At 40.6% G+C, this 24,069-nt stretch carries 23 protein-coding genes, 8 tRNA genes and 1 pseudogene; 29 read left to right on the top strand and 3 right to left on the bottom strand.

All coding sequences use genetic code 11. The features are described from left to right. The first annotated feature begins 12 nt into the window (after positions 1–12). From PB1_RS05675 to PB1_RS05660, 4 genes are all read left to right on the top strand, one after another. Positions 13–597 carry a cob(I)yrinic acid a,c-diamide adenosyltransferase gene (locus tag PB1_RS05675; RefSeq protein WP_003351288.1) on the top strand — a complete coding sequence of 195 codons (585 nt, stop codon included), beginning with the start codon at positions 13–15 and terminating at the stop codon, positions 595–597. Then, entirely contained in the window at positions 597–1,091 is a 495-nt protein-coding gene (locus PB1_RS05670) for an ECF transporter S component (protein ID WP_003351287.1), read from the top strand. Before PB1_RS05675 ends, PB1_RS05670 begins: the two co-directional genes overlap by 1 nt. Then, positions 1,088–1,804, top strand: a complete 717-nt coding sequence (locus PB1_RS05665; RefSeq protein ID WP_003351286.1) for a hypothetical protein — start codon at positions 1,088–1,090, stop codon at positions 1,802–1,804. Before PB1_RS05670 ends, PB1_RS05665 begins: the two co-directional genes overlap by 4 nt. A gap of 81 nt (positions 1,805–1,885) precedes the next feature. Continuing rightward, positions 1,886–2,509, top strand: a complete 624-nt coding sequence (locus tag PB1_RS05660) for a histidine phosphatase family protein (RefSeq protein ID WP_003351285.1) — start codon at positions 1,886–1,888, stop codon at positions 2,507–2,509. A 427-nt stretch (positions 2,510–2,936) separates the two neighbouring features. Here PB1_RS05660 and PB1_RS05655 read toward each other — a convergent pair whose 3' ends face one another. Further along, positions 2,937–3,461, bottom strand: coding sequence for a D-glycero-alpha-D-manno-heptose-1,7-bisphosphate 7-phosphatase (locus PB1_RS05655; protein ID WP_003351284.1), 525 nt, complete (start codon positions 3,459–3,461; stop codon positions 2,937–2,939). 339 nt (positions 3,462–3,800) lie between these two features. On the opposite strand from PB1_RS05655, the gene PB1_RS05650 reads away from it, so the two are divergent. The 8 genes and pseudogenes from PB1_RS05650 to PB1_RS05620 all read left to right on the top strand — a co-directional run bounded on the left by PB1_RS05650 (position 3,801) and on the right by PB1_RS05620 (position 12,715). Beyond that, complete coding sequence (locus PB1_RS05650) at positions 3,801–4,880, top strand: D-alanine--D-alanine ligase (protein WP_003351283.1); 1,080 nt, start codon at positions 3,801–3,803, stop codon at positions 4,878–4,880. A gap of 170 nt (positions 4,881–5,050) precedes the next feature. Next, the gene (locus PB1_RS05645; protein ID WP_003351282.1) at positions 5,051–6,436 is read left to right on the top strand and encodes a UDP-N-acetylmuramoyl-tripeptide--D-alanyl-D-alanine ligase; all 1,386 of its coding nucleotides are present in this window, start codon (positions 5,051–5,053) and stop codon (positions 6,434–6,436) included. 239 nt (positions 6,437–6,675) lie between these two features. Next, positions 6,676–7,227: pseudogene (locus PB1_RS18530) on the top strand (protoglobin domain-containing protein); the annotation flags it as partial. Between the two features lie 24 nt (positions 7,228–7,251). Beyond that, a complete protein-coding gene (locus PB1_RS18525; RefSeq protein WP_420796294.1) occupies positions 7,252–8,010 on the top strand; it encodes a methyl-accepting chemotaxis protein in 759 nt (252 codons plus the stop codon). 143 nt (positions 8,011–8,153) lie between these two features. Then, on the top strand, positions 8,154–8,879 hold the full coding sequence (locus PB1_RS05635) for an alpha/beta hydrolase (RefSeq protein WP_003351280.1): 726 nt from the start codon (positions 8,154–8,156) through the stop codon (positions 8,877–8,879). Positions 8,880–9,096: 217 nt separating this feature from the next. Beyond that, positions 9,097–10,554: a degradosome RNA helicase CshA gene (cshA, locus tag PB1_RS05630; RefSeq protein ID WP_003351279.1), complete on the top strand. Its 1,458-nt coding sequence runs from the start codon at positions 9,097–9,099 to the stop codon at positions 10,552–10,554. A 252-nt stretch (positions 10,555–10,806) separates the two neighbouring features. After that, positions 10,807–11,286 (top strand): PH domain-containing protein, encoded by a 480-nt coding sequence (locus tag PB1_RS05625; protein WP_003351278.1) that lies wholly within the window; start codon positions 10,807–10,809, stop codon positions 11,284–11,286. Then, positions 11,279–12,715, top strand: a complete 1,437-nt coding sequence (locus tag PB1_RS05620) for a PH domain-containing protein (RefSeq protein WP_003351277.1) — start codon at positions 11,279–11,281, stop codon at positions 12,713–12,715. Before PB1_RS05625 ends, PB1_RS05620 begins: the two co-directional genes overlap by 8 nt. A gap of 82 nt (positions 12,716–12,797) precedes the next feature. Here the strand turns inward: PB1_RS05620 and PB1_RS05615 are convergent, their stop codons facing one another. Then, a complete protein-coding gene (locus tag PB1_RS05615; RefSeq protein ID WP_003351275.1) occupies positions 12,798–13,403 on the bottom strand; it encodes a rhomboid family intramembrane serine protease in 606 nt (201 codons plus the stop codon). A 113-nt stretch (positions 13,404–13,516) separates the two neighbouring features. On the opposite strand from PB1_RS05615, the gene acpS reads away from it, so the two are divergent. From acpS to PB1_RS05575, 8 genes are all read left to right on the top strand, one after another. Then, positions 13,517–13,873, top strand: a complete 357-nt coding sequence (gene acpS / locus PB1_RS05610; RefSeq protein ID WP_003351274.1) for a holo-ACP synthase — start codon at positions 13,517–13,519, stop codon at positions 13,871–13,873. A 204-nt stretch (positions 13,874–14,077) separates the two neighbouring features. Next, the gene (locus PB1_RS05605) at positions 14,078–15,091 is read left to right on the top strand and encodes a LolA family protein (RefSeq protein WP_003351273.1); all 1,014 of its coding nucleotides are present in this window, start codon (positions 14,078–14,080) and stop codon (positions 15,089–15,091) included. A gap of 194 nt (positions 15,092–15,285) precedes the next feature. After that, complete coding sequence (gene alr, locus PB1_RS05600; RefSeq protein ID WP_003351272.1) at positions 15,286–16,446, top strand: alanine racemase; 1,161 nt, start codon at positions 15,286–15,288, stop codon at positions 16,444–16,446. Positions 16,447–16,858: 412 nt separating this feature from the next. After that, on the top strand, positions 16,859–17,140 hold the full coding sequence (locus tag PB1_RS05595; protein ID WP_003351271.1) for a CopG family ribbon-helix-helix protein: 282 nt from the start codon (positions 16,859–16,861) through the stop codon (positions 17,138–17,140). A gap of 4 nt (positions 17,141–17,144) precedes the next feature. Next, positions 17,145–17,495, top strand: coding sequence for a type II toxin-antitoxin system endoribonuclease NdoA (gene ndoA, locus PB1_RS05590; protein ID WP_003348433.1), 351 nt, complete (start codon positions 17,145–17,147; stop codon positions 17,493–17,495). A 596-nt stretch (positions 17,496–18,091) separates the two neighbouring features. Next, positions 18,092–18,565 carry an anti-sigma B factor RsbW gene (gene rsbW / locus PB1_RS05585; RefSeq protein WP_003351269.1) on the top strand — a complete coding sequence of 158 codons (474 nt, stop codon included), beginning with the start codon at positions 18,092–18,094 and terminating at the stop codon, positions 18,563–18,565. After that, positions 18,543–19,337 (top strand): RNA polymerase sigma factor SigB, encoded by a 795-nt coding sequence (gene sigB, locus PB1_RS05580; protein ID WP_003351268.1) that lies wholly within the window; start codon positions 18,543–18,545, stop codon positions 19,335–19,337. The genes rsbW and sigB overlap by 23 nt, the downstream gene beginning before the upstream one ends. Positions 19,338–19,756: 419 nt before the next feature. Beyond that, positions 19,757–21,946 (top strand): Tex family protein, encoded by a 2,190-nt coding sequence (locus tag PB1_RS05575; protein WP_003351266.1) that lies wholly within the window; start codon positions 19,757–19,759, stop codon positions 21,944–21,946. A gap of 94 nt (positions 21,947–22,040) precedes the next feature. Here the strand turns inward: PB1_RS05575 and cmpA are convergent, their stop codons facing one another. Further along, entirely contained in the window at positions 22,041–22,178 is a 138-nt protein-coding gene (cmpA, locus tag PB1_RS17395) for a cortex morphogenetic protein CmpA (RefSeq protein ID WP_003351264.1), read from the bottom strand. Positions 22,179–22,272: 94 nt separating this feature from the next. On the opposite strand from cmpA, the gene PB1_RS05570 reads away from it, so the two are divergent. The 9 genes from PB1_RS05570 to PB1_RS05530 all read left to right on the top strand — a co-directional run bounded on the left by PB1_RS05570 (position 22,273) and on the right by PB1_RS05530 (position 24,049). After that, positions 22,273–22,746, top strand: coding sequence for a SprT family protein (locus PB1_RS05570; protein WP_003351263.1), 474 nt, complete (start codon positions 22,273–22,275; stop codon positions 22,744–22,746). A 266-nt stretch (positions 22,747–23,012) separates the two neighbouring features. Continuing rightward, positions 23,013–23,087: transfer RNA gene (locus PB1_RS05565), tRNA-Asn, on the top strand. Between the two features lie 3 nt (positions 23,088–23,090). Further along, a tRNA-Ser gene (locus PB1_RS05560) sits at positions 23,091–23,181 on the top strand. Between the two features lie 15 nt (positions 23,182–23,196). Beyond that, positions 23,197–23,268, top strand: a tRNA-Glu gene (locus tag PB1_RS05555). 74 nt (positions 23,269–23,342) lie between these two features. Continuing rightward, a tRNA-Asp gene (locus PB1_RS05550) sits at positions 23,343–23,418 on the top strand. A gap of 59 nt (positions 23,419–23,477) precedes the next feature. Continuing rightward, positions 23,478–23,549 (top strand) — tRNA-Gln (locus tag PB1_RS05545). A 183-nt stretch (positions 23,550–23,732) separates the two neighbouring features. Then, a tRNA-Lys gene (locus PB1_RS05540) sits at positions 23,733–23,808 on the top strand. 10 nt (positions 23,809–23,818) lie between these two features. Beyond that, positions 23,819–23,903, top strand: a tRNA-Leu gene (locus PB1_RS05535). A 60-nt stretch (positions 23,904–23,963) separates the two neighbouring features. After that, positions 23,964–24,049 (top strand) — tRNA-Leu (locus tag PB1_RS05530). Positions 24,050–24,069: the final 20 nt, after the last annotated feature.

The following is a 24,069-nucleotide window of genomic DNA, read 5'->3' as shown; positions in this document are numbered from 1 at the left end:
GAGGAAATGATAATGAGAATTTATACCCGTACTGGTGATAAAGGACAAACAAGTTTAATCGGGGGCCGAGTAGATAAAGATGATCTCAGGGTAGAAGCTTATGGCACTGTTGATGAAGTGAATTGCTTTGTCGGCCAGGCGATGGCGGAACTGGACCCCGTTGTTTTCAAGGATGTTTTGGAAGATCTTGAAAAAATTCAGCACGAGCTTTTTGACTGCGGCGGAGACCTTGCCAATATTTCCTCCAGAAGGCAATTAAAGCTTACAGCAGAAGCTATTGAGTATCTTGAAAAAAGAATTGACGAGTTTACCGATGAAGCACCGAAACTCGAGAAATTTATTCTTCCGGGCGGAACAAAGCCTTCCGCGTCAATCCATATAGCCCGGACAGTAACCCGGCGGGCTGAAAGACTGATTGTAAAACTGAAGAAAAAAGATCCGGAAGTGCCGGAGCTTGTTTTAAAATATATGAACCGTCTTTCCGATTATTTTTTTGCGCTTGCGAGAATCGTTAATTTCCGTCTTGGTGTAAAAGATGTCGAATACATTAGAAGTGCGAATGTATTTCGGGAAGGGAAACGGAAGGAGGAAAAGTAATGTTTAGCAGAAATTTTGTTTTAGCAGCTTTGTTTACTGCTTTGTCGGTTGTTGGCGCCTCTATTAAAATACCGGCCGTCATCGGAAGCATTGCCCTTGATTCCTTTCCTGCACTTTTAGCTTCTGTACTTTTAGGCAGTGGAGCAGGTGCATTTATAGCTGCCTTGGGGCACCTTCTTTCTGCATTGCTCGGTGGAATGCCGTTAGGTCCTTTTCATTTGCTTATTGCGCTTGAAATGGCGGTTCTTGTATGGATATTTGGAAACATTTATCGGACGGGATCTAGGAAAATAGCGGGATTTATTTTTTTAATTGGCAATGCTTTTCTTGCTCCTCTGCCATTTCTTTTTATAATGGGAAAAGAATTCTTTATTGCGATACTTCCTTCGCTATTCATAGGATCTCTGTTTAATATAGCAGTTGCATTGTTGATGATTCCTCGTCTCGTTTGGTTAAAAGGCGGCAAAACAGACTCTTTGGAGGCAAACCGATGAGAGATGTTGCGATCGTTCCGATAAATGAAAACGAGTCACTCGTTATTGCAGCTGATAACAGCGGCGGAATTGGGATGAAGGACAGTGATCATGTGAAAGTCTCATATGACATTCTCTCCTATTATTCTTTCCGGGTCGCAGTGATGGAGTGCATGGCAGCCGGAGCAAATCCTGTTTCGGTTGCGATGCAAAATTTTTGCGGAGATGACGCATGGCCGCTGCTCAAGTCCGGAGTGGAGAGAGGACTTAATGAATTGGGGATCAATGGGATTTCCATAACGGGAAGTACGGAAAGCAATTTTTCTCTCCTTCAATCGGCACTCGGCATGGTTGTGGTCGGACGGAAGGAGCGAGATCACTATCCTGCTTGGCTGATGAGGGAAGTGGATGTGGCGGTTATCGGGTTCCCGCTCGTAGGGGAAGAAGTCGTTGACTATCAGGAACGTATCGCACCTCTTTCACTGTTCAAGTGGTTCTGTGAACAGGAGGAAGTGGAGGCAGTTTTCCCAGTTGGTTCAAGAGGGATTATGTATGAGCTTCAACAGCTTTTTCATGGTCGGCAGATTGAAGAAAAACAAGTTTCTTGCCGTTTGGATCTATTGAAATCTTCCGGTCCGGCAACGTGCTTTCTAGTTGCTTTTCGGCCCGAAGTTGAAGAAAAATTGCGGAGGAAAGCCGGAGAACTGTTTCATCCTGTTGAATTAATAGATTAATAAATACGGTTGGCAGGAAAACAAGGCATTTTTATAGAATGTTACGTTACTTGGCATAAAAAAATAAAAGGATGAATGAAAATGCTAACTTTGTATATTACACGGCACGGTGAAACGGTATGGAATGCAGAAAACAGAATGCAAGGCAGGTTAGATTCAAGTTTAACGGATAAAGGCAAGCTGCATGCACAATTACTGGGTAGGAGGCTTGAGAATACGGAATTTACGGCCGTAATCACAAGCCCGAGCGGAAGAACAGTCCAAACGGCAGAACTCATTAAGGGAGACCGGCAAATTCCGATTGTAAAAGACTCAAGATTGATGGAAATTCACTTGGGCAGCTGGGAAGGTCGAACACATGAGGAGATTAAGGAAATGAATGCCTATCAATTTGATTGTTTTTGGAACAAGCCGAATCTCTATCAAAATTCAGAAGGAGAAAGCTTTCAAGATGTCCTGGACAGGGTGCTTGCCGTTTTGAAAGATATAGAACAAACGTATTCTTCCGGAAATGTGTTGATCGTCACCCATGCGGTTGTTATTAAAACAATGTACATGGTTATGAAACAGCTTCCCATTGAGGAATTTTGGTCGCCGCCGATCATTCATGGAACGAGTTTGACGATAGTGGAACTAAACGATGGAAAAAAGAGGTTTTTATTAGAGGCCGACCTCTCCCATGTAAAGCAGGAAGCTCATTTATAACAGGCTCTGATCTAAACGGGGGGCTGACCATTTGCTTAAAAGTCAGCCCCTTTTCTGTATTCATTTTTGATGAACTGATCGCAATGAGTTTATTTTTATGATTGTTTTTTATAATATGAGCCAATTTTTTTCAAATATGAGCTTTTATTTTGGAATTATTAGCTGTCGTTTTTAAATATGAGCTTTTATTTGGAATTATGAGCCCTCGTTTTTAAAAATGAGCTTTCATTTGGATTTATGAGCCATCATTTTCATATATGAGCTTCCATTTCATTTTATGAGCCGTTATCTTCATATATGAGCCGTCCATTAACTTTTGTGGGTTTATATGTAAATATGTGAACCTTCGTAAACAATTTATGAGTTTTTAATTAATGAACCGCCATCGTCCATAAAACTTGTCCGTTGATTTCTCTCAACTCTCACTCTAAATCTCTAACTTAAATATCGGCTCCACAGCCTCATATAAAGATTCAGCCTGAAGATCTGCACTTGTCGATCCTGACCCTATAAAAACCGTTTTGCAGCCTGCTTTTTTGCCGGCTTCTATATCTCTTTCGTGATCGCCTACCATGATGCTTTTTGACAAATCAATATTATATTTTTCCGCCAATTTTAGGATCATCCCCGGATTTGGCTTGCGGCATTCGCAGCCGGCTTTTGGTTTATGCGGACAATAGGCAATCTCTTTGATTTCTCCGCCTTTTTCTACTATTAAACCATGCAATCTTTCATGAATCCGATCGAGATCTTTTTCTTTTAAAAAACCAAGTCCGACACCGCCCTGGTTCGTTACGACAAACACTTCAAATCCTGCCCGGGTAAACTCTGCCACTGCTTCCGCAGCTCTTTCTAATAAGTACAGTTGCTCCGGCCGGTTCACAAATTTAACCCTGTCGGATAACACTTCATTTAGCACTCCGTCGCGGTCCAAAAATATCGCTTTTTTCATAACATCCTCTTAGCGCCTCCCATTGCTATATATATATATATAATTTCACTAAAAAAATTCAAATTAACCGTACAAGAAGATAATGCACAGCACCTTAACTTAATGAGGAACAACCCTCATTGGGGGTCTGGCCCTCAATGCTTTAAAGCGTCACCGTACTGAGGGCCTGTCCCTCGTTGCTTTAAATGAATGAAGCAAGCTGCAGGTTTCAAAGGTATGGAGAATAGGTGGAATGCGTGTGAAAAATTTCATTAGAAACCTTTTGATATTTCTCCCTTTCTTTTCTTTGAAAGTGTTAAAATAAAAACGTGTGTGATTCAACAAAATGGAGGTTCAATCATGAAGACAAAAATCGGTTTGTTATATGGCGGAAAATCCGCTGAACATAAAGTGTCAATGCAAACAGCAATGGCTGTTATCAAAGCTCTTGATCTTGAAAAATATGATATTTATCCAATTTACATAACTGAAGAAGGACAATGGGTTAAGGGCCCGCAGCTTACAGAACCCGTTGAAAATGTCAAAGCGCTTGAGTTTACGAAGGAAGATCCTCAAGCTGGCGCTCCTTTAGCTCCAACTCTTTTTCAGGCAGAAGCAGAAAAGCAAGAGCCGCTTGATGTGATTTTTCCTTTGCTCCACGGGCCAAATGGCGAAGATGGAACAGTTCAAGGGCTGCTTGAACTATTAAATCTCCCGTATGTTGGAAACGGTGTCCTTGCTTCGGCTGCAGGCATGGACAAAGTCATAATGAAAAATATTTTTGCCCAGGCTGGGCTTGCCCAAGTAAATTATGTTTGGTTCATCCGCAGCGAGTGGGAAAAAGCAAAAGAACAAGCGTATGAAAAAGTTGAAAAAGAATTAGGCTATCCATGCTTCGTAAAACCTGCAAACCTTGGATCAAGCGTCGGGATCAGTAAAGCTGCAAACAGAAGCGAGCTAGAGGCAGCTTTCGAAGAAGCGTTCCAATTCGACCGGAAAATCATTATTGAAGAAGGCGTGACGGCAAGAGAAATTGAAATCGGCGTACTGGGAAATGACGAGCCGGAATGTTCGGTTGCCGGCGAAATCGTTCCGAAGAAAGAATTCTATGATTACAAAGCAAAATATGAAGACGGTGATACTGCCCTCATAATCCCGGCTGATTTATCAGTGGAAGAATACTCCAAACTAAAAGAAATGGCAATTAAGGCTTTTAAAGCATTAGATTGTTCAGGGCTTGTCAGGGCAGACTTTTTCTTAACAAAAGACGGCGAATTATATATTAATGAGGTAAACACGATGCCGGGGTTCACCCCTTTCAGTATGTTTCCTCTTCTTTGGAAACACTCTGGAGTTGAATATCCTGAACTGATCGAGCGCCTTGTCAAACTGGCAAAAGAAAGGCATGCTGAAAAACAAAATATTAAATATACACTTTAATGATCACACTAGGGTGACGACTCATAAGGGTCTGACGCCCTCCAACAATAGCAGTATATAGAAAGGTTTTATTAGTGGTTGTCTATATATTGTATTGGAGGGGTCTGACCCTTTGCTAATGAGTCAGCCCCATTCCTTTTCACCATAAAACGGAAAGAAGGGAGCAGACAATGATTCAAAAAACGATTAAACAAATAAAAAATATGATTAAGGTCGAAAACGATCTTTCTAATATTGAAAATGTAGTAATTAGTGGTGTTGCCATTGATTCCCGGAAAATTAAAAAGGGAAATCTGTTTATTCCTTTCAAAGGGGAGAATACAGACGGGCACCGTTTTGTAGAAGATGCAATCAAGAAAGGTGCTGCTGCTGCACTTTGGCAAAAAGATGTGCCGAATCCACCACTCGATTTACCTGTTCTGATAGTTGAAGATACATTAAGAGCACTGCAGGAGCTGGCACGAAGCTACCGCAATGAATTAAACATTAAGATCGTCGGAATTACCGGCAGCAATGGGAAGACAACAACAAAGGACATGACGGCCAATCTGCTTTCGATAAAATATAAAGTTCAAAAAACAGAAGGCAATTTTAACAACCATATCGGGCTTCCATTGACGGTCTTAAGCATAAAACCAGAAACGGAAATGGCCGTGCTCGAGATGGGCATGAGCGGAAGGGGCGAAATTGAATTTTTAACAAAACTGGCGCGGCCAAACGCTGTCATCATCACCAATATCGGAGAGTCGCATCTTCTCGACCTCGGATCAAGAGAAGCTATTGCCGATGCAAAATTAGAAATTATTAAGGGTCTCGAGGAAGGCGGTCTAATCGTTTATCACGGAGATGAACCCCTCTTGAAGGAGCGCCTGAAAAATTTTAGCGGCAATGCAGTTTTAAAAACGTTCGGAAGAAGCGAAAGGAATGACTTGTATCCGATTGAAATCCGGCAATGCGACAAGGGAAACGAGTTTAAAATCAATTCATCTGCCGAGGTTTTCTCTTTGCCGGTTCTTGGCACCCATAATGTGTTAAATGCCCTGGCAGCGATGCTGGCAGCGGATTATTTCGGAATTCCATTTGAAAAAATGAACGAAGGATTTTTAAATTTAAAGCTGACCAATATGCGCATGGAAATTGTTGAAGGAAAAAATGGAGAGAAAATTATCAATGACGCTTATAATGCCAGCCCAACTTCCATGAATGCCGCAGTTGAGATCGTTTCGAATCTTTCCGGTTATAAAAATAAAATATTGGTGCTCGGCGATATGCTTGAGCTCGGACCTCAAGAAGAGCAATTCCATTACAATGTCGGAGCCAATTTAAACCCGGGAAAAGTTGATTTCGTATTTACGTATGGCAAGTTGGGCAAGCATATCGCAGAAGGCGCTAAAACGGTTCTTCCGGAAGAAAGAGTATTTGCCTTCTATGATAAAAATGCGCTAATAAATGAATTATCAAAACACACAAACAGTGAGACATTGATTCTAGTGAAAGCATCAAGAGGGATGAAGCTCGAGGATGTTGTATCAGAATTGCAAAAAAAAGAGCAGTAAAAATCTGTATGAACAGAAAAGAAAGAGGCTGGCTCATTAGGGTCTGACACCTTCCAACAATATAACTGTTGGAGGGGTCTGACCCTTTGCTTTTAAGCCAGCCTCTTTTCTATAAAAAATAAAAACTTATATCCATCTAATAGAGAAAATTCATTATATTGTTAAATGACTTAAGCAACGAAGCAAAAAATTTGCGCTATACTGACTTTGTAAAAGGGAAAAAGTGGGAGGGCCGGTATATGAAAGTTTTTCCGTTTAAAAAGCTTCAAGGAAACGAACAGGGCCGCAGCATCTCAGAGAAAAAGCCACAAGCCGATGCAGGTCTTAAACCAAATATTGAATTAAAAGGAACTGAAGCAACACAATTAAAATTTGTTGGCCTGGGAGAAAAAGATATTGGCAATCTTGTGAGAATCAGGCCAATTATCGAGAGAAACAAAGAACAAATTGTCGATGCATTTTATCAGCATGTATTGGAAATTCCAAACCTTCGAATGATTATTCAAAACCACACAACGGTCGATAAGCTGAAAGTAACTATGAAACAATATTTGTTCGAAATGGTTTCAGGAGAAATCGAGGATAAATATGTAAAACGCCGGAGAACAGTGGGCGATGTTCATAATCGGATCGGGCTGTTTCCGGTATGGTACATAGGAGCATTTACTCTGCTTCAAATTGAGATATTAAAAGTTTTGGCCGAAGAACTTGATAATTGGGAAGAAATAATGGAATGTTATATATCATTTCAGCGCCTTTGTTCGTTTGATATACAGATTGGGATCGAAACGTATATTCAATCCTTTACGTCTTCGATGATGAAACTGAATGAAATTAAAGGGCTGCAATACCGCTTAAATGAATCGGCCGCCACATTGGCTGCCAGTGCTGAACAAACAACTTCATCGATTACGGATAAAGAAAAAATGGTTGAACAAATGCTTAGGGAAATACAGCAAATAAAAAAGTCATCGCAAGAAGTCATCCTTAATGCCGAAGAAGGCAAGCATAACGTTTCCACTTCGTTAACAAAGGTGGATAAAGTTGCAGATTTAATCGAAAATATAAAAACCTTAACTTATGAATTGATTGAAAGCGCTTCAAATATTGGCCAGGTGGTAAATACGATTCGCGGGATATCTAATCAGACAAATATTTTATCGCTAAATGCAGCTATTGAGGCGGCGCGTGCAGGAGAGCATGGAAGAGGTTTCTCCATTGTCGCCCAAGAAGTAAGAAAATTGGCCAATCAGACCGAAGAAGCGCTTGACCATATCCAGCACCAGATCGGCACTGTCCGTGATACGATTGAAAAATTTGAACACAGCTTTCAGATGATTGTTGAAGAGACTGGAGTATTCAGGGAATCTAATCAAAACATTATTACAGTTCTTGAAAATTCCATTGCAGGAATGAAAGACAGCGGTGAAAGAATCGCAAACTTTAGTGCATTCATTTCCGATTTCAAAAAGACTTTTCAGGATATATCGGTAGCTTCGAGCCAAGTTGCGGAGCTGGCTGAAGAGCTGAACAACTTAAACAATGAGCTGACGGCTAAATTTCGGGATGGATAATTCAGTAGAATCCTTATGCTGGACAAAACAGTATAAGGATTTTTTTTTTCGGCGGGGAAGAACCGTTTTATTCCTTTGTATGATATGTGCCAAAAAGTATAAAATAGGAAAAGAGCTTAATGAAAATATACGGAGGAACAAGTATGATAGGATGCTTATGCATACATGGATTTACCGGTTCTCCGTATGAAGTGGAACCGCTTGTTGATTTTTTGAAAAAACATACAAATTGGAAGATTGTTGTTCCTACTTTGCCGGGTCATGGAGGGACGCTTCAATTAAAAGGAATCAAATATAAAGATTGGATTAAGCATGCTGAAGAAGCACTTAAAAAGTTGATGGAGACATGCGAAACGGTTTATGTCATTGGTTTTTCCATGGGAGGGTTGATCGCGGCCTATCTTGCTGTCCACTATCCTGTAAAAAAACTGGTTTTACTCAGTGCTGCCGCCTATTATATAAATCCAAAGCAGCTTGCAGCAGATATTAGGAAAATGGTAAAAGATACATTTCGGGGAGAACTGAAAAACAATGACTTATATCTCCGTTATAAGAGAAAAATCAAGGATACCCCTATTTCGGCAACATTTCAATTTCGCAGCTTAGTTTCAAATATCCGTCCTTTTCTTGAAAAAATAGAAATTCCGACGTTTATCGTTCAAGGAGAAGCAGACGGGATTGTTCCTCCTAAAAGCGCGAAATATATCTATGAAAAGATTGGCACTGAACATAAAAACATTAAATACATTAAGAAATCAGGGCATTTGATTTGCCATTGTGATGAAAATAAAGAGCTTTTTACCGATATTCTTGACTTTTTATCAACAGAAACAGGCACTAATTTATACAAACGTTCAATGAATAACTAGGAAGTAAGAAAAATCTACTGAGGAAACTTTCACTTTATTGCAATCAAACTTTTTAAATGTTAAGATAATCTTCAAAGTGCCTAAGAGAGAAAGTCTTTGATAATCGGACATCCTCCAAGAAGGAGAATGTCTTTTTTTGCGACTCATTGATTTTTTGACACTATTTATCACTGGTTTATAAGATATATATACTGATTTAGTAAGGAGAATGGATACATTGACGAAGTTTCAAGATTTGGGTTTAAGCCCTGCAACAATGAAATCGATAAGAAAAATGGGGTTTGAGGAGGCAACTCCCATTCAAGCTCAAACGATCCCGTTAAGCCTGGAAAACAAAGATTTGATTGGACAAGCGCAAACCGGTACAGGAAAAACAGCGGCATTCGGAATCCCGCTTATCGAAAAAATTGATATTGACCAAGATGTTATTCAAGGGATTGTAGTCGCGCCAACGAGGGAGCTTGCCATTCAAGTTTCTGAAGAATTATATAAAATCGGATATGGGAAGAAAGCCCGGGTCCTTGCCATTTATGGCGGCCAGGACATTAGCCGGCAGATTAAGGCGCTGAAAAAACGCCCGCACATAATTGTGGGAACTCCCGGTCGGATTTTAGACCATATTAACCGGAAAACAATTCGCCTCGACAACGTAAAAATGGCTGTCCTTGATGAAGCTGATGAAATGCTGAACATGGGATTTATTGATGATATTGAAGCGATTCTCGCCCAAATACCGGAAGAGCACCAGACGTTGTTATTCTCCGCGACGATGCCTGCACCGATTCAAAGAATGGCTGAGAAATTCATGAAAAATCCGCAAATTGTCCGAGTACAGTCAAAAGAAATGACCGTTCCGCAAATTGAACAATTCTACCTCGAGGTGCAGGAGAAAAACAAGTTTGATGTACTAACGAGATTATTGGATATTCAATCTCCTGAATTGGCGATTGTATTTGGCAGGACAAAGCGTCGTGTTGATGAATTATCTGAAGCATTGAATTTAAGAGGCTATATGGCAGAAGGAATTCACGGTGATTTAAGCCAGGCGAAACGTCTTTCTGTCTTGCGAAAATTTAAAGAAGGTTCGATTGATGTTCTTGTGGCTACGGATGTTGCAGCTCGGGGTCTTGATATTTCAGGCGTTACTCACGTTTATAATTTTGATATCCCGCAAGACCCTGAAAGTTATGTTCACCGGATAGGAAGGACAGGACGCGCCGGCAAAACCGGTATGGCAATGACATTTGTCACACCAAGAGAAAAAGCTTATTTGAAAATCGTTGAAAAAACGATCAAGAGACGAATGGACAAAATGAAGCCGCCAACTCTGGATGAAGCATTAGAAGGCCAGCAAAAGGCGACAATAGAAAAAATAATCCAAACAATTGAATCAAACAACCTTCAGTTGTACAAACAGGCTGCAGAGGACCTGCTCGAACAGCAGGATGCCGTTATGGTTGTTTCTGCCGCTTTAAAAATGATGACAAAAGAGCCGGATACAACTCCTGTTAAACTTACTGAGGAAACGCCTCTTCCGCCAAAGCGTGATCGTGAACGAAGCTCAAGCGACAAGAGACGGGGCGGCCATGAAACTTATGGAAGAAAAAAAGGGCCATTAAAAGCGCGTTCCGGCGCAAAACGAAATAGTTCTTTAAATTCAAGAAGCTACCGGTAAGAGAGCAATGTGCTCTCTTTTTTTTGTACATTTTCTCATTTAAATTGTTGACAATAATCATTTTCCTGTTTTTCGTGAGCAATGCACTCTCTTTTTCTTTTTTTGTATATTTTTCCTCATGGCACAATGATCAACTTAATCGTTTGCTATAAAAAAAATGAAACCATTTTGAAAAAAATACGTCTTACAATTAACAACCTCATTGTATACCAGGTGAGATGTGTTAGTTTTTAAACACAGGAGGATTTTGTCATGATTTCAGAACCGGAAAAAAGAATATCTGAGCGGGCATTAAAGGTTTGGAGAATCTCAGGGGCTATTCAATCTGTTTTTATGTGGATGATTGCTGTCGGAGTAACAATTTTAACAATTATTTTTCATTGGCCGATTTGGATTCCGGCAGGACTTATCATTATTGCAGCTATTAGTTCTTATTTTTCTGTCGTTCTTTTTCCTGCATTACGATGGAAAAGGTGGAGATACGAAGTCAGGGACCAGGAAATTGAACTTCAGCATGGAGTATTTATTATAAAACGGACGCTAGTGCCGATGATTCGTGTCCAGCATGTTGATACAGAACAAGGCCCGCTTCTAAGAAAATACCATTTAGCAACTGTTACCGTCTCAACAGCGGCAACCGTACATGAAATTCCTGCTTTGGATATGGAGGAGGCGGAGGAACTGCGTTCTTCAATCTCGCGTTTGGCAAGGGTGGCGGATGAAGATGTCTGAACTGAAGCGGCTTCACCCCATATCTGCAGTTTATCACTTTATCAAACAGCTGAAAGAAATGATTATTCCAATCCTTGTATTTGTTTTCTTTAGCGGGAAAGGAAACAACGGAGAGCAAATTTCCTTATATATTTCGGCCGGTTCCATTTTGATTATTTTAATTGGCGGCATTTTATCATGGCTCAGGTTTACATACAGAATTGAAGAAGATGAACTTCGAATTGAACACGGGCTTTTTATTCGGAAAAAACGTTACATCCCATTTGAGCGCATTCAAAGCATTGATTTTTCAGAAGGCATATTGCACCGTCCGCTTGGCCTCGTAAAAGTAACTGTCGAGACTGCTGGATCAGGCGGTATGGGGTTGAATGAAGCGGAGGCTGTATTAACCGCCATCGCAAAAACGGAAGCGGAAGCCATTAAGGAATTTTTTACCTCTGTTAAAAACTACAAGAAGATGGAGAACGGGGCAGAAACCAAATTTGAAGAAGAAATCATTTATAAAATATCTCCTCCTGAACTGCTATTGCTTGCTTCTACATCAGGTGGAGCAGGAGTTGTGATTTCAGCGGTTTTCGCTATTCTTTCTCAGCTCGAAGAAATTATTCCATATGAAAAAATATTTTCAGGGTTTGAACAATTAATAAAAAACGGAATTCCTTTTGTTGCAATAATTGTATTTCTCGGCTTTTTAACAGCCTGGCTGATCGCTGTTATCGGAACGATGGTGACATATGCTGACTTTACCGTGAAAATAGTAAATGATGATATCATCATCTCAAGAGGTTTGCTGGAAAAGCGGCAAATTACCATGTCTCTTCATCGGATCCAAGCGATTAAAATTAGTGAAAACCTTATTAGGCAGCCTCTAAAGTATGCGACTGTCATCATTGAAAGTGCCGGAGGTTCTGCAGTGAATGAAGAGAGAGCAAGCGTCATTTTGCTGCCGATAATAAGAAAGGAAAGGATTTCAGGGATATTACAGCCATTCTTTTCTGATTATAAGCCCATAACCGATTTTAAGCCTGCTCCGAAAAGGGCATTAAAAAGGTATTTGATAAGGGGATGGCTGTTTATTGTTCCTTGTGTGGTTTTGCCGATAATTTTTTTCCTTCCATGGGGATACTTTTCTTTGCTGCTCATCCCTGTTATTTCTTTTTGGTCATTCCTCAAATATAAGGATGCAGGCTGGAGCATTGACAATCAACAGCTTACCTTAAGGTATCGGGGAATTAGCAAGAACACTGTTTTTATGAAAAAGAACAAAATTCAATCGTTAACTGTTAAAGAAAGTTATTTTCAAAAAAAGAAAAAGCTCGCCACCCTGGATGCGGTTGTAAAATCAGGCGCCGGAGGCTCAGGAGGAACAGTTGCCGATTTGCAACAGGAAGATTGTTATTATGTTTATCGATGGTATCAAGGAAAATAAAAAAGTGCTTACACTCGTTCAGCTGGTGTTTTCTCTCGTTCGGCAGGTGATTATTCTCGTTCAAGCGCCCGCGGGCGCTTTTTTATTTTACAGCAAAAATGTCGGTCTTTGAAGAAAAAACAGCGCCTATGATAATACCGGCAATCAATCCGAAAATATGTGCGATAACATTGATATTGGGCTGTACAAAAGTCATAATCAGGCTTATAGCAGTGATTGTCAATATAATTTGGGTGTTTTGCTTAGAAAGCAAATGCTTTTTAAAAAGGGTCATGGCAATGTAAAAGCCGAAAAGCCCGAAAATCGCACCGCTTGACCCAACATGGATGAATGTCAGCGGTTTTACGAAAAAAGTGGCGATGTTAGCGGCAATCCCTGTTGAAAAATATAAAATTACGAATTTGTTTTTGCCGATGATTCGTTCAAGAGCGGGGCCAAACAGAATAAGAGAAAAACTGTTGAATAGCATATGAGGAAATCCGCTGTGCAAAAGGATTGGGGTGACCAGCCGCCAATATTCCCCTTCTGCAATATACAAATTAATACCGGCCAGTTTTTCGAATAGAAGCCTATTTGGAAAGATAGGCAGAATCGTGAAAAAATATAATAATACATTTAATCCGACAATAATGGAAACAGCAGGATAGAAGCGAATAAATTCACGAAAGCTTTCCGTTCTTGTAAACATACTGGACCTCCCAATGGATGATATAAACATCATAGCCTGAAACGTTGCATAAAAACCATATTTGTACAATCATGAATATGCATATGGAAAAATAATTAGAAGGAAGATGAAAAATGATTTCTGGTATCGGAATTGATATTGTTGAGTTGGATCGAATAAAAAGAATCTCAGAACAACAGGAAAAATTTATCGACCGGATTTTAACTGAGACAGAAAAGCTTGAATACAAAAAGCTTTCGGATAAAAGAAAAACAGAGTTTCTGGCAGGCCGGTTTGCTGCAAAAGAAGCTTTTGCAAAAGCGGCCGGAACGGGGATTGGACATGAGCTTTCGTTTTTAGATATTGAAATAGCGACAGATGCTAAAGGAAAACCTTATATCGTCAAACCTTTTCGGGGTGGTGTCCATTTATCCATTTCTCACAGCCGCGATTTTGCAGTTGCTCAAGTTGTCATAGAGGAACAAAAATAAAATTTTTTGCAAGCTTGTCATCCTTTGGGTCATATTCGTTTAGGTTGTCTCATATATTCGTAGTGCAATAGGAGAGACGAGGCCAGGCGGCGGGAACATTGGCGATCTCGAACAGTTAAGTGAAACAAGGATGCCGATGTCTTAACCCTGCGCTTATTCTCTATTTCCGCGATGAAATGAGACAAAAGGGGCTGAAAGGGAAAAATGGAAAAAAAGTTGTTGCTGCTTCTCGCCGGGCTTATGGTTATTTTTGCATTAACCGCTTGCGGTTCGAAATCACAGGAAGATGTTATTAAAGAGCTTAACAGTAAAGTGGAGGTAATGAAAGGATACAAAGCTGAAGCAAAAATGACTTTGCAAATGGGTAAAGAGCCGCAAGTGTATAATGTGCAAATTTGGCATAAGGAACCGAACTACTACCGTGTAAACTTGAAAAATGAAAAGAAGGATCAAAGCCAAATGATTCTTCGAAACGATGAGGGTGTATTTGTACTGACTCCTGCACTTAATAAAAGCTTCCGGTTCCAAAGTGAATGGCCGCAGAACAGCAGTCAAGCGTACCTTTATGAATCTTTGGTAAAGGATATTTTGGAAGATAAAGAATCAAAGTTCTCTGCAACGAAAGATCATTATGTATTTGAAACTAAAACACGTTATCAAAATAACAAAATGCTTCCGTTTCAAGAAATTACCCTTAACAAAAAAGATTTGTCTCCGGTTAGTGTAAAAGTGATGGATACGGACCGGAATGCTCTCGTAACTGTTACGTTTTCGGAAGTAAAATTCGATGCCTCCTTTGATGAAAATGATTTTGATATGAAAAAGAATATGACTGGAGCGCAATTAGAAGTTCCTGTAATGGCAGATTTGGACGATAAGGAGTTTACTGTGAAGTATCCAACTGCCGAAATTCCGGGAGTAAGTCTAGTAGATGAGAAAGTAGTGAAAACAGAAGACGGAAAACGCGTTGTCTTAACATTTGATGGTGAAAAATCTTATACACTAATACAAGAGAAAGCGAAAGTAATGCCGGCTGAAGCTTCTGTAACCTATGTAAAAGGAGAACCTGTTGATTTAGGATTTACAGTTGGTGCATTATCAGAAAAAATGGTGACCTGGACGCATCAAGGAGTTGATTATACGATTGCATCGAACGAATTATCACCTGAAGAATTATTGACAGTAGCTCGTTCTGTATCCGAAAGTATGGTTAAATAATCAAAATCTTCAGAGAAACAGGCTCAGTAAACCGAGTCTGTTTTTTTTTACAACTGGGTCAATACCAATTTATGCTGTTGACAAGTTCAGAAAGGAGTTTAATAATCAAACTATTATCATATCCGCAACAACTGTGCGGACAGTTTTTCAAACATGTATTAACTTGAACGGATGCAGAAGGAAGTGGAAACAGGTTGGAAGGTCAAGTTTTATTTTTTCGAGATACTTGGGCTGAAGTGGATTTAGATAAGATAACCGATAATTTAAAGGCAATTAAAGAGATTTTGCCTTCCGGAACTGAAATGATGGCAGTTGTTAAGGCGAATGCTTATGGTCATGGAGACAGGCAGGTAGCCGAGACAGCTCTACGGGCAGGAGCTACCTATCTTGCAGTTGCTTTTTTGGATGAAGCTATTGCATTAAGGAAAAAAGGGATAACTGCACCTGTTCTTGTTTTAGGAGCAAGCCGCCCTAAAGATGTCAACTTAGCTGCGGAAAAAAAGATTACACTGACGGTTTTTCAGGAAGAATGGATAAAGAAAGCGAAGGACATTCTAAATCAAAATGCAAAATTAAAAGTTCACATGAAGCTTGATACAGGAATGGGAAGAATCGGAATTCGCAGCAAAGAGGAGCTAAAGGCTGTAGAGTCTTTGATCCTGAATGATGACCGTTTCCTATTTGAAGGCGTATATACTCATTTCGCAACAGCGGATCATTTGGACCATTTCTATTTTGAAAAACAACTCGGGCGATTCAATCAAATGATCGAATGGTTAGAAGTGCGTCCGCGTTACGTTCATTCAAGCAATAGTGCCGCTGCACTCCGGTTTCCTGCTGCTTCATTTAATGCGGTGCGGATCGGAATAACGATGTACGGGTTAACACCGTCTCTAGAGATAGAACCGCAACTTCCTGTCGTTTTAAAGGAAGCTTTTTCACTTCATTCAAAGCTTGTTCATGTCAAAAAACTTCAAAAGGGCGATAAAGTAAGCTACGGCGCTACTTATGAAGCAGCAGGGGAAGAATGGATCGGTACTCTGCCGATAGGCTATGCTGACGGCTGGGTAAGAAAGCTGCAGGGTCAGGACGTATTGGTTGAAGGAATTCGGGCGCCGATTGTCGGGCGAATATGCATGGATCAGTGCATGATTAAGTTGCCTTATTATGTTCCTCCGGGGACAACATGTACGTTAATCGGCCGGCAAAAAGAAGAGTTTATTTCTGTAAATGAAGTAGCTCAAAAGCTTGAAACGATAAATTATGAAATCCCTTGCATGATTTCAGCCAGAGTTCCGAGAATTTACAAATGGAACGGAGAAAAGACCGAAATAAGTAATTCTCTTTTAAAATAATAAGAACTATTTGATGAATCTTTTTGCTTTTTAAAACAAATTTAAGGAAGTTTCATGCATAAAAGGGCAAAATTTTGGACGATAATACAGAAGAATTTCCAAATTGTCTTTGCATTAAGGCTGATAAATGATATTATTAAAACTGTTAGAGATAAAACGGGAAATACTATCAGCATCCCCAATGATGGATTATTGAACCAATCGCGCTCATAATTGCCACGTCCTCGAAAAGGTGTCGCTTTTCTTCGTGCGATGGTCGTTGCCGAAGCTTTCTTTGTCCAGTGGCATTCGCCCGACAAGGATGTTCTGTCCGCCGTCGGGTTCTTAGCGTTCGTTTCTCTAAACTAGAGAGACAGGGAACGGTTAGAACGGAATAAAAATAGGTGTGTAGTGATGGTGGAGGTGCATGTTTGTGTCTGAGTCCAGCGCAACAACGGAGATCTTGGTAAAATTACCGCAACATCTTTTAACCGAATTAGATTGTTTCGTAAAACAAGAAAATGTAAATCGAAGCGAACTTATTTATCAAGCAACAAAAGCGTATTTGCGCGAACGGAAAAAGAGACAAATTCGTGAATCAATGAGGCGTGGCTATATGGAAATGGCCAAAATTAATCTGACGATTGCATCAGAAGCATTCCAAGCAGAATATGAGGCAGAACACACAGTTGAACGTCTAGTTAGCGGGGGATAAACCTTTGATTGTCAAACGTGGTGACGTTTATTTTGCAGACCTATCCCCAGTTGTTGGGTCAGAACAAGGCGGAACCCGTCCTGTACTAGTCATCCAAAACGACATCGGGAATCGGTTTAGTCCCACAGTTATCGTAGCAGCGATCACAGCCCAAATCCAAAAAGCGAAGCTGCCCACACACGTTGAAATTGATGCGAAACGTTACGGTTTTGAACGAGACTCGGTCATCCTGTTGGAACAAATACGTACAATTGATAAACAGCGATTGACCGATAAGATTACTCATCTCGATGACGAAATGATGGAAAAAGTGGATGAAGCCCTGCAAATCAGTTTAGGTCTCATAGAGTTCTAGCCGAAGCACGATCTTTATAAAGGAAAACCGCAAGCGCCTTGGTTAGGTCTGACGGGCATAAGCTGACCGGCGATGAGGCGGCTCTTTTAGCCATTACAGCTGGGCAGCTTATGACGCTGAGTTGCCCAGGCCCTGGAGTTAGACAACATAAAAAAGTGTTGTAATAAATGCTGGACAAAGGCGATTATCATGATTGAAACTGCCGTTACTATTGATGTTAGTAGACGGTGAGTTTCCTTTACATAACACCACTACAATTTCATATTCATACAGCCGTGATTCTGCAAAGGCAAGCTGGAAAGGGGCTTGTCTTTTTTTATTATGAAATTTTATCATTTTTCCGAAAGAAGTCTCCCGCTTATAAACGTGAAGGTGCGATAGCGCCAGTGAAAGTGGGAGATGAATTTCGGTAAGGTGCAGCCTAAAGATATTTCCATTTTTTATATTGTGATATAATCAGTCTTAAATAAATGAAACTAGATACTAATCATCATTCAGTGTACTTGTTGTATCATCATCTTGTTTTGGTCGTGAAATATCGTTACAGGCCTTGCAGATATTATTGAGATAAACAGCAAGATTGAGGGTGGAGTGTTATGAATCAGCCGTTTGACTATATTGAAATGAAAATCCCGGCCAGGCCGGAATACGTTGGAGTCATACGATTGACTCTTTCTGGTATTGCTAGCCGAATGGGGTTTTCTTATGACGATATTGAGGATTTAAAAATCGCCGCTAGTGAAGCCTGTACAAATGCAGTCCAGCATGCCTATAAACAAACGGGTAAAGGCGAAGTCGTACTTGGTTTCGGCATGTATAAGGATCGCTTGGAAGTCATGGTTGCAGACAGTGGACAGAGCTTTGATTTCCATTCCAATCGAGAAAGTCTTGGACCATATAATGAAAATGATTCCGTTGAATTCCTGCGAGAAGGAGGATTGGGACTTTACCTTATTGAAACACTGATGGATGAGGTAAGAATCCATCACAAAGAGGGTGTTACGGTATTTATGACTAAATACCTTGAAAGAGAGCAGGTGGAGAGGGATGCAGAAACAATCTCAACCTAATCTAATATCGAATCAGGAAATCAACGAATTGATTAATGCATATCAAGAGCATCAGGATGAAGAAGCTCTAAATAAGCTTGTGATTCATTACCAAAACCTTGTTGCAACGATTGCCCGCAAATATTCAATAGGCGGGTCATATCATGAAGATATCGTTCAAGTCGGCATGATTGGGTTGTTGTGCGCGATCCGCCGGTATGACAAATCATTTGGCAAAAGCTTTGAAGCGTTTGCAGTTCCAACTATATTCGGCGAGATTAAACGCTTTTTGCGGGATAAAACGTGGAGTGTTCATGTTCCGCGGCGGATTAAAGAGCTTGGGCCAAAAATAAAAACAAAAGTGGAAGAATTGACAATAAAACTGCATCGCTCACCTAAAGTGAAAGAAATTGCAGAAGCCTTGGATGTTTCTGAGGAAGAAGTATTAGAAGCAATGGAAATCGGAAAAAGTTATCAGGCTCTATCTGTCTACCATTCCATTGAAGCTGACTCGGATGGCGGAACCGTTACACTGCTGGATTTCGTAGGTACGGTTGATGAGGGATATGAAAAGATTAACCAAAAACTAGTTTTAGAAAAGGTTCTTCCTGTCTTAACAGACCGGGAAAAGAAAATTATCCAATATACCTTTTTGGAGAATATGAGCCAAAAGGCTGCTGGAGTTAAATTAGGAATCTCACAAATGCATGTATCCCGCTTGCAGAGAAGGGCTATTAAGAAGCTTCAGGAAGCTGTACATACTGATATAAACAACACGGAGTATCTTTCATGATTTATAATATTAAAGAAAAAATTGAGCTTATTTCCTCTTTTCTCCTTCCGGCAACCTGACTTATCCTCCTCTGGTAACAGGTTATCTTTCCGGGAGGCCTCAAGTTTTCCAGACTCAGCGTTTTTTTATGAGCCAAACTCAAAATTCCTCGTTTTTTCAGATGGCCTGAATCTTCAGGGAACAAAAACTTTGCTAAATGGCTATCTTCCCGTTGAATCTATTGCAAATGAAATATTAACAAAACATGTGACGACAAATGATGACACTACTTTCATCGTCGGAAGAGGCTGTCTCAATGGCCTAAGGGTCAGATCCTTATGAGACAGCCTCTTCTTGTTGTTTGTATTGTTTCGTGCAATATAAAACATTTGTTAAAATGAATGGTAAGAACTAACTGATGAAATAGGGAGGATATATTTTTGGAACAGACGATCATTAATCAGGAGCAATTAATAAAACTTATCGCTTCCGAGCAATCTTTATCTTTAAAACAAGTTCGAAATGTCATTTCGTTAATTAATGAAGGAAATACCGTTCCGTTCATTGCCCGCTATCGGAAAGAACAAACAGGTGCGCTTGATGAGGTGCAGCTGCGAAATATTATTGAAAGATGGCAATATCTTCAAAACCTTGAACATCGAAAAGAAGAAGTGATTCGATTAATTGCCGAACAAGGCAAACTAACCGACGAACTTCAGAGCCAAATCGAAAAAGCGATTAAGCTTCAAGAAGTTGAAGACCTTTATCGCCCTTATAAACAAAAACGAAGGACAAAAGCAACAATTGCGAAGGAAAAAGGACTTGAACCTTTAGCTGAATGGCTTCTGACTTTTCCAAAAACAGGATCTGTCGAAGAAAAAGCGAGAGAATTTTTATCAGGGGAAAAAGAAGTGAACAGCATCGAAGACGCACTTGCTGGAGCTAAGGATATTATTGCTGAATGGGTATCAGATGATCCGGAAAGCAGAAAATGGATCCGCGGAGAAACAGCAAAATCCGGAACAATTGTATCCGAGGTAAAAGAAGCTGAAAAAGACGAGAAAAAAGTGTACGAAATGTATTATGAATATGAAGAACCTATCGCAAAAATCGTTCCTCACCGCATCCTTGCCTTGAATCGCGGCGAGAAAGAAGAGGTACTTCGCGTCAATATCAAGCCAGACATTCAGAAGATCCTTCAATTTTTACATAATAAATGGATTAAAGATCAGCAATCTATTACCGCATCACTTGTGGAAGTCGCGGTAGAAGACGGGTACAAACGCCTTATTCAGCCGTCAATCGAACGGGAAATCCGAAACGAGCTGACGGAAAAAGCCGAAGAGCGTGCCATTCATATTTTCTCAGAAAATTTACGCAACCTATTGCTGCAGCCTCCTTTAAAAGGAAAAATTGTGCTGGGTGTAGACCCCGCTTACCGAACAGGTTGCAAACTTGCTGCAGTGGATGAGACAGGGAAAGTTTTGCATATCGACGTAATCTATCCTCATCCGCCTGTATCGAAAACAAAAGAAGCGCGGGAAATATTTAAAAAAATTCTTAAAAACTTCAAGATTGAGGTGGTTGCCATTGGAAATGGAACCGCGTCAAGAGAAACAGAACAATTTGTTGCAGAAACTTTAAAAGAAGTAAATGAAGAGATTTTTTATTTAATTGTCAATGAAGCAGGCGCCAGTGTTTATTCAGCATCAGATCTTGCAAGAGAGGAATTTCCCGATTTGCAGGTAGAAGAGCGCAGTGCTGTTTCGATCGCACGGAGATTGCAAGATCCTTTGGCGGAACTTGTTAAGATTGATCCTAAGTCGGTTGGTGTTGGACAATATCAGCACGATGTTTCGCAAAAAAAGCTTTCTGAATCGTTAACTTTTGTTGTCGAAACTGCCGTTAACCAGGTAGGTGTTAATGTAAATACTGCGTCACCGTCCCTCCTGCAATATGTCTCTGGCTTGTCTAAATCAGTCGCAAACAATATAGTTAAACAGCGGGAAGAGCAAGGGAAATTTACAACAAGAGCACAGCTTAAAAAAATCCCTAGACTTGGTGCGAAAACTTATGAACAAGCGATAGGGTTTTTGCGCATAATCGATGGAGATGAGCCGCTTGATCGGACAGGCATCCATCCTGAAAATTACCCCGAAGTCAAAAAACTGCTTGAAAATCTGGGCTTTAACACTGTAGATATAGGAACAGAAGAATTAAAGAATGCCCTGTCAGGATTGGATTTGAAAGAAACAGCTGCTCAATTGGATATCGGGGAATTAACTTTGAAAGACATTATAGATGCCCTAATCCGCCCCGGAAGAGATCCGCGGGACGAGCTTCCAAAACCGCTTTTAAGGAAGGATATCCTAAAACTTGAAGATTTAAAGCCGGGAATGGAGCTTCAAGGTACTGTCAGAAATGTAGTGGATTTTGGTGCATTTGTTGATATCGGGGTAAAACAGGATGGGCTTGTTCATATATCAAAGCTAAGCAGGCAATTTGTTAAACATCCTTTAGATATCGTTTCAGTCGGCGATGTCGTGACTGTATGGGTGGATAACGTGGACGCAATTAAAGGAAGGATTGCGTTAACGATGTTGGCGCCATCTGAAAATAACGATCAATAATGAGTGAAGAGGGAGGCTGTCTCATAAGGGTCTGACCCCATGTGTAATATAAATATATAGCACATTTATCCAATAATATGTCCTATATATTGTGTCATGGGGTCTGACCCTTAGGGTTTTGAGACAGCCTCTTTTTTCTGTAAAAAAACCAACATTGGTTTAAAATCTTTATTTGATATCGATCCTTTTCGTAGAAAGCTTTCTTCATTTGGTTTTGAAACCAGGTTGGCATACTAAAACCTCCTGAAAAGTAATCCTCTAAATAGGTATTTATAATGTATGCTATCATAGGTTGTCATGTTTACAGAAAGAGGAGAAGAAAAGACATGAAAGAATCAGAATTGCAAAAACTTGTTGAAGAATTATCTCTTGCCTATTTCAATAAGCCATTTCGCCACCGTGCATTGTTCAACTCAAGGCTTCGGACAACAGGAGGGAGATATTTGTTCCATTCCCATAACATTGAAATCAATAAAAAATATTATGAACAATTTGGCGAAAAGGAACTAGTAGGCATAATAAAACACGAACTTTGCCATTATCATTTGCATCTTGAGGGAAAAGGATACCGCCATCGTGACCGGGATTTTCGAATCCTGCTAAAAGAAGTGGATGGTCCTCGTTTTTGCAGTCCTCTTCCTGAGTATAGAAAAAGAAGAAAATCGGGAAAAATAATTATCTATTCTTGCAAAAGCTGCAATCAGGTTTATAAGCGGAGAAGATCTATTGATACATCAAGATATGTATGCGGAAAATGCAGAGGGAAATTGAAAAAATTAAAGGAGTTGACGGCAGAGTAAAACAATGATAAATTATTGAATCGTGACCGGTTTGAAAGTGCGTTTTTCAATTGAAAATCATCTTGACATTCCAAGGTACACGTCTCTATAATATAAAGAGTCGATAAGATGGTGATTATTTCACAATAGTTCAGCGGTTTAGCAACAAGCAAAGCTTCAATAAGTAAGCTGCGAATTTTTACCCATCGAACCGAAGCTTGATTAGCTTGCTTAGATATGGACATTCGGCCAAAGCCAGACAAAATTTTGGGAGAAATACTAACTATTCCGCAGTAGCTCAGTGGTAGAGCATTCGGCTGTTAACCGAACGGTCGCAGGTTCGAATCCTGCCTGCGGAGCCATATGGGGAAGTACTCAAGTGGCTGAAGAGGCGCCCCTGCTAAGGGTGTAGGTCGTGCAAGCGGCGCGAGGGTTCAAATCCCTCCTTCTCCGCCAGAAATATTTCAATATGGCCCGTTGGTCAAGTGGTTAAGACACCGCCCTTTCACGGCGGTAACACGGGTTCGAATCCCGTACGGGTCATCATAAGAACTAAAGCGCCTTGCCACTTGTTGATTATTGGGCAAGGCGCATATGGTTTATTATCTTTTGAGTCGGGTCCCGTAGTGTAGCGGTTAACATGCCTGCCTGTCACGCAGGAGATCGCGGGTTCGATTCCCGTCGGGACCGCCAGTATTTACTTGTTGTATTTTTTCTTTTCTTGTTATAAAATATTCTAGTTGTTTTCATTTTGGGCTATAGCCAAGCGGTAAGGCAACGGACTTTGACTCCGTGATGCGCTGGTTCGAATCCAGCTAGCCCAGTTAGTTAAAGAGCCATTAGCTCAGCCGGTAGAGCACGACCGAGAGGCTGCTTGAATCGGCATCAGCGTACCGATCGAGCCGCTGCTTGAATAAGCTTGCCGAGATCGGGACGTCGTTGAACTTAACGATGAGTTGCTTCTTAGAAGTAGCATCGAAGAAAAACATGGAGTGTAATAGAAACAAGAGCCATTAGCTCAGCCGGTAGAGCATCTGACTTTTAATCAGAGGGTCGGAGGTTCGAATCCTCCATGGCTCACCATGAAAATTTAGCGGGTGTGGCGGAATTGGCAGACGCACCAGACTTAGGATCTGGCGCCGCAAGGCGTGGGGGTTCGACTCCCTTCACCCGCACCATTAATTACTAGTTGAAAATCGAAGTGATTTATGGTAGTATAAATTTCGTCGTTTTAATAAGCGGTCGTGGCGGAATGGCAGACGCGCTAGGTTGAGGGCCTAGTGGGGGCAACCCCGTGGAGGTTCAAGTCCTCTCGGCCGCACCAAAAAAGTTGTTGACAACAAC

The organism is Bacillus methanolicus PB1 (assembly GCF_000262755.1).
In the GTDB taxonomy this organism is placed as follows: Bacteria; Bacillota; Bacilli; order Bacillales; family Cytobacillaceae; genus Bacillus_Z; species Bacillus_Z methanolicus.
This window is presented reverse-complemented; position numbering and strand designations above follow the sequence as displayed.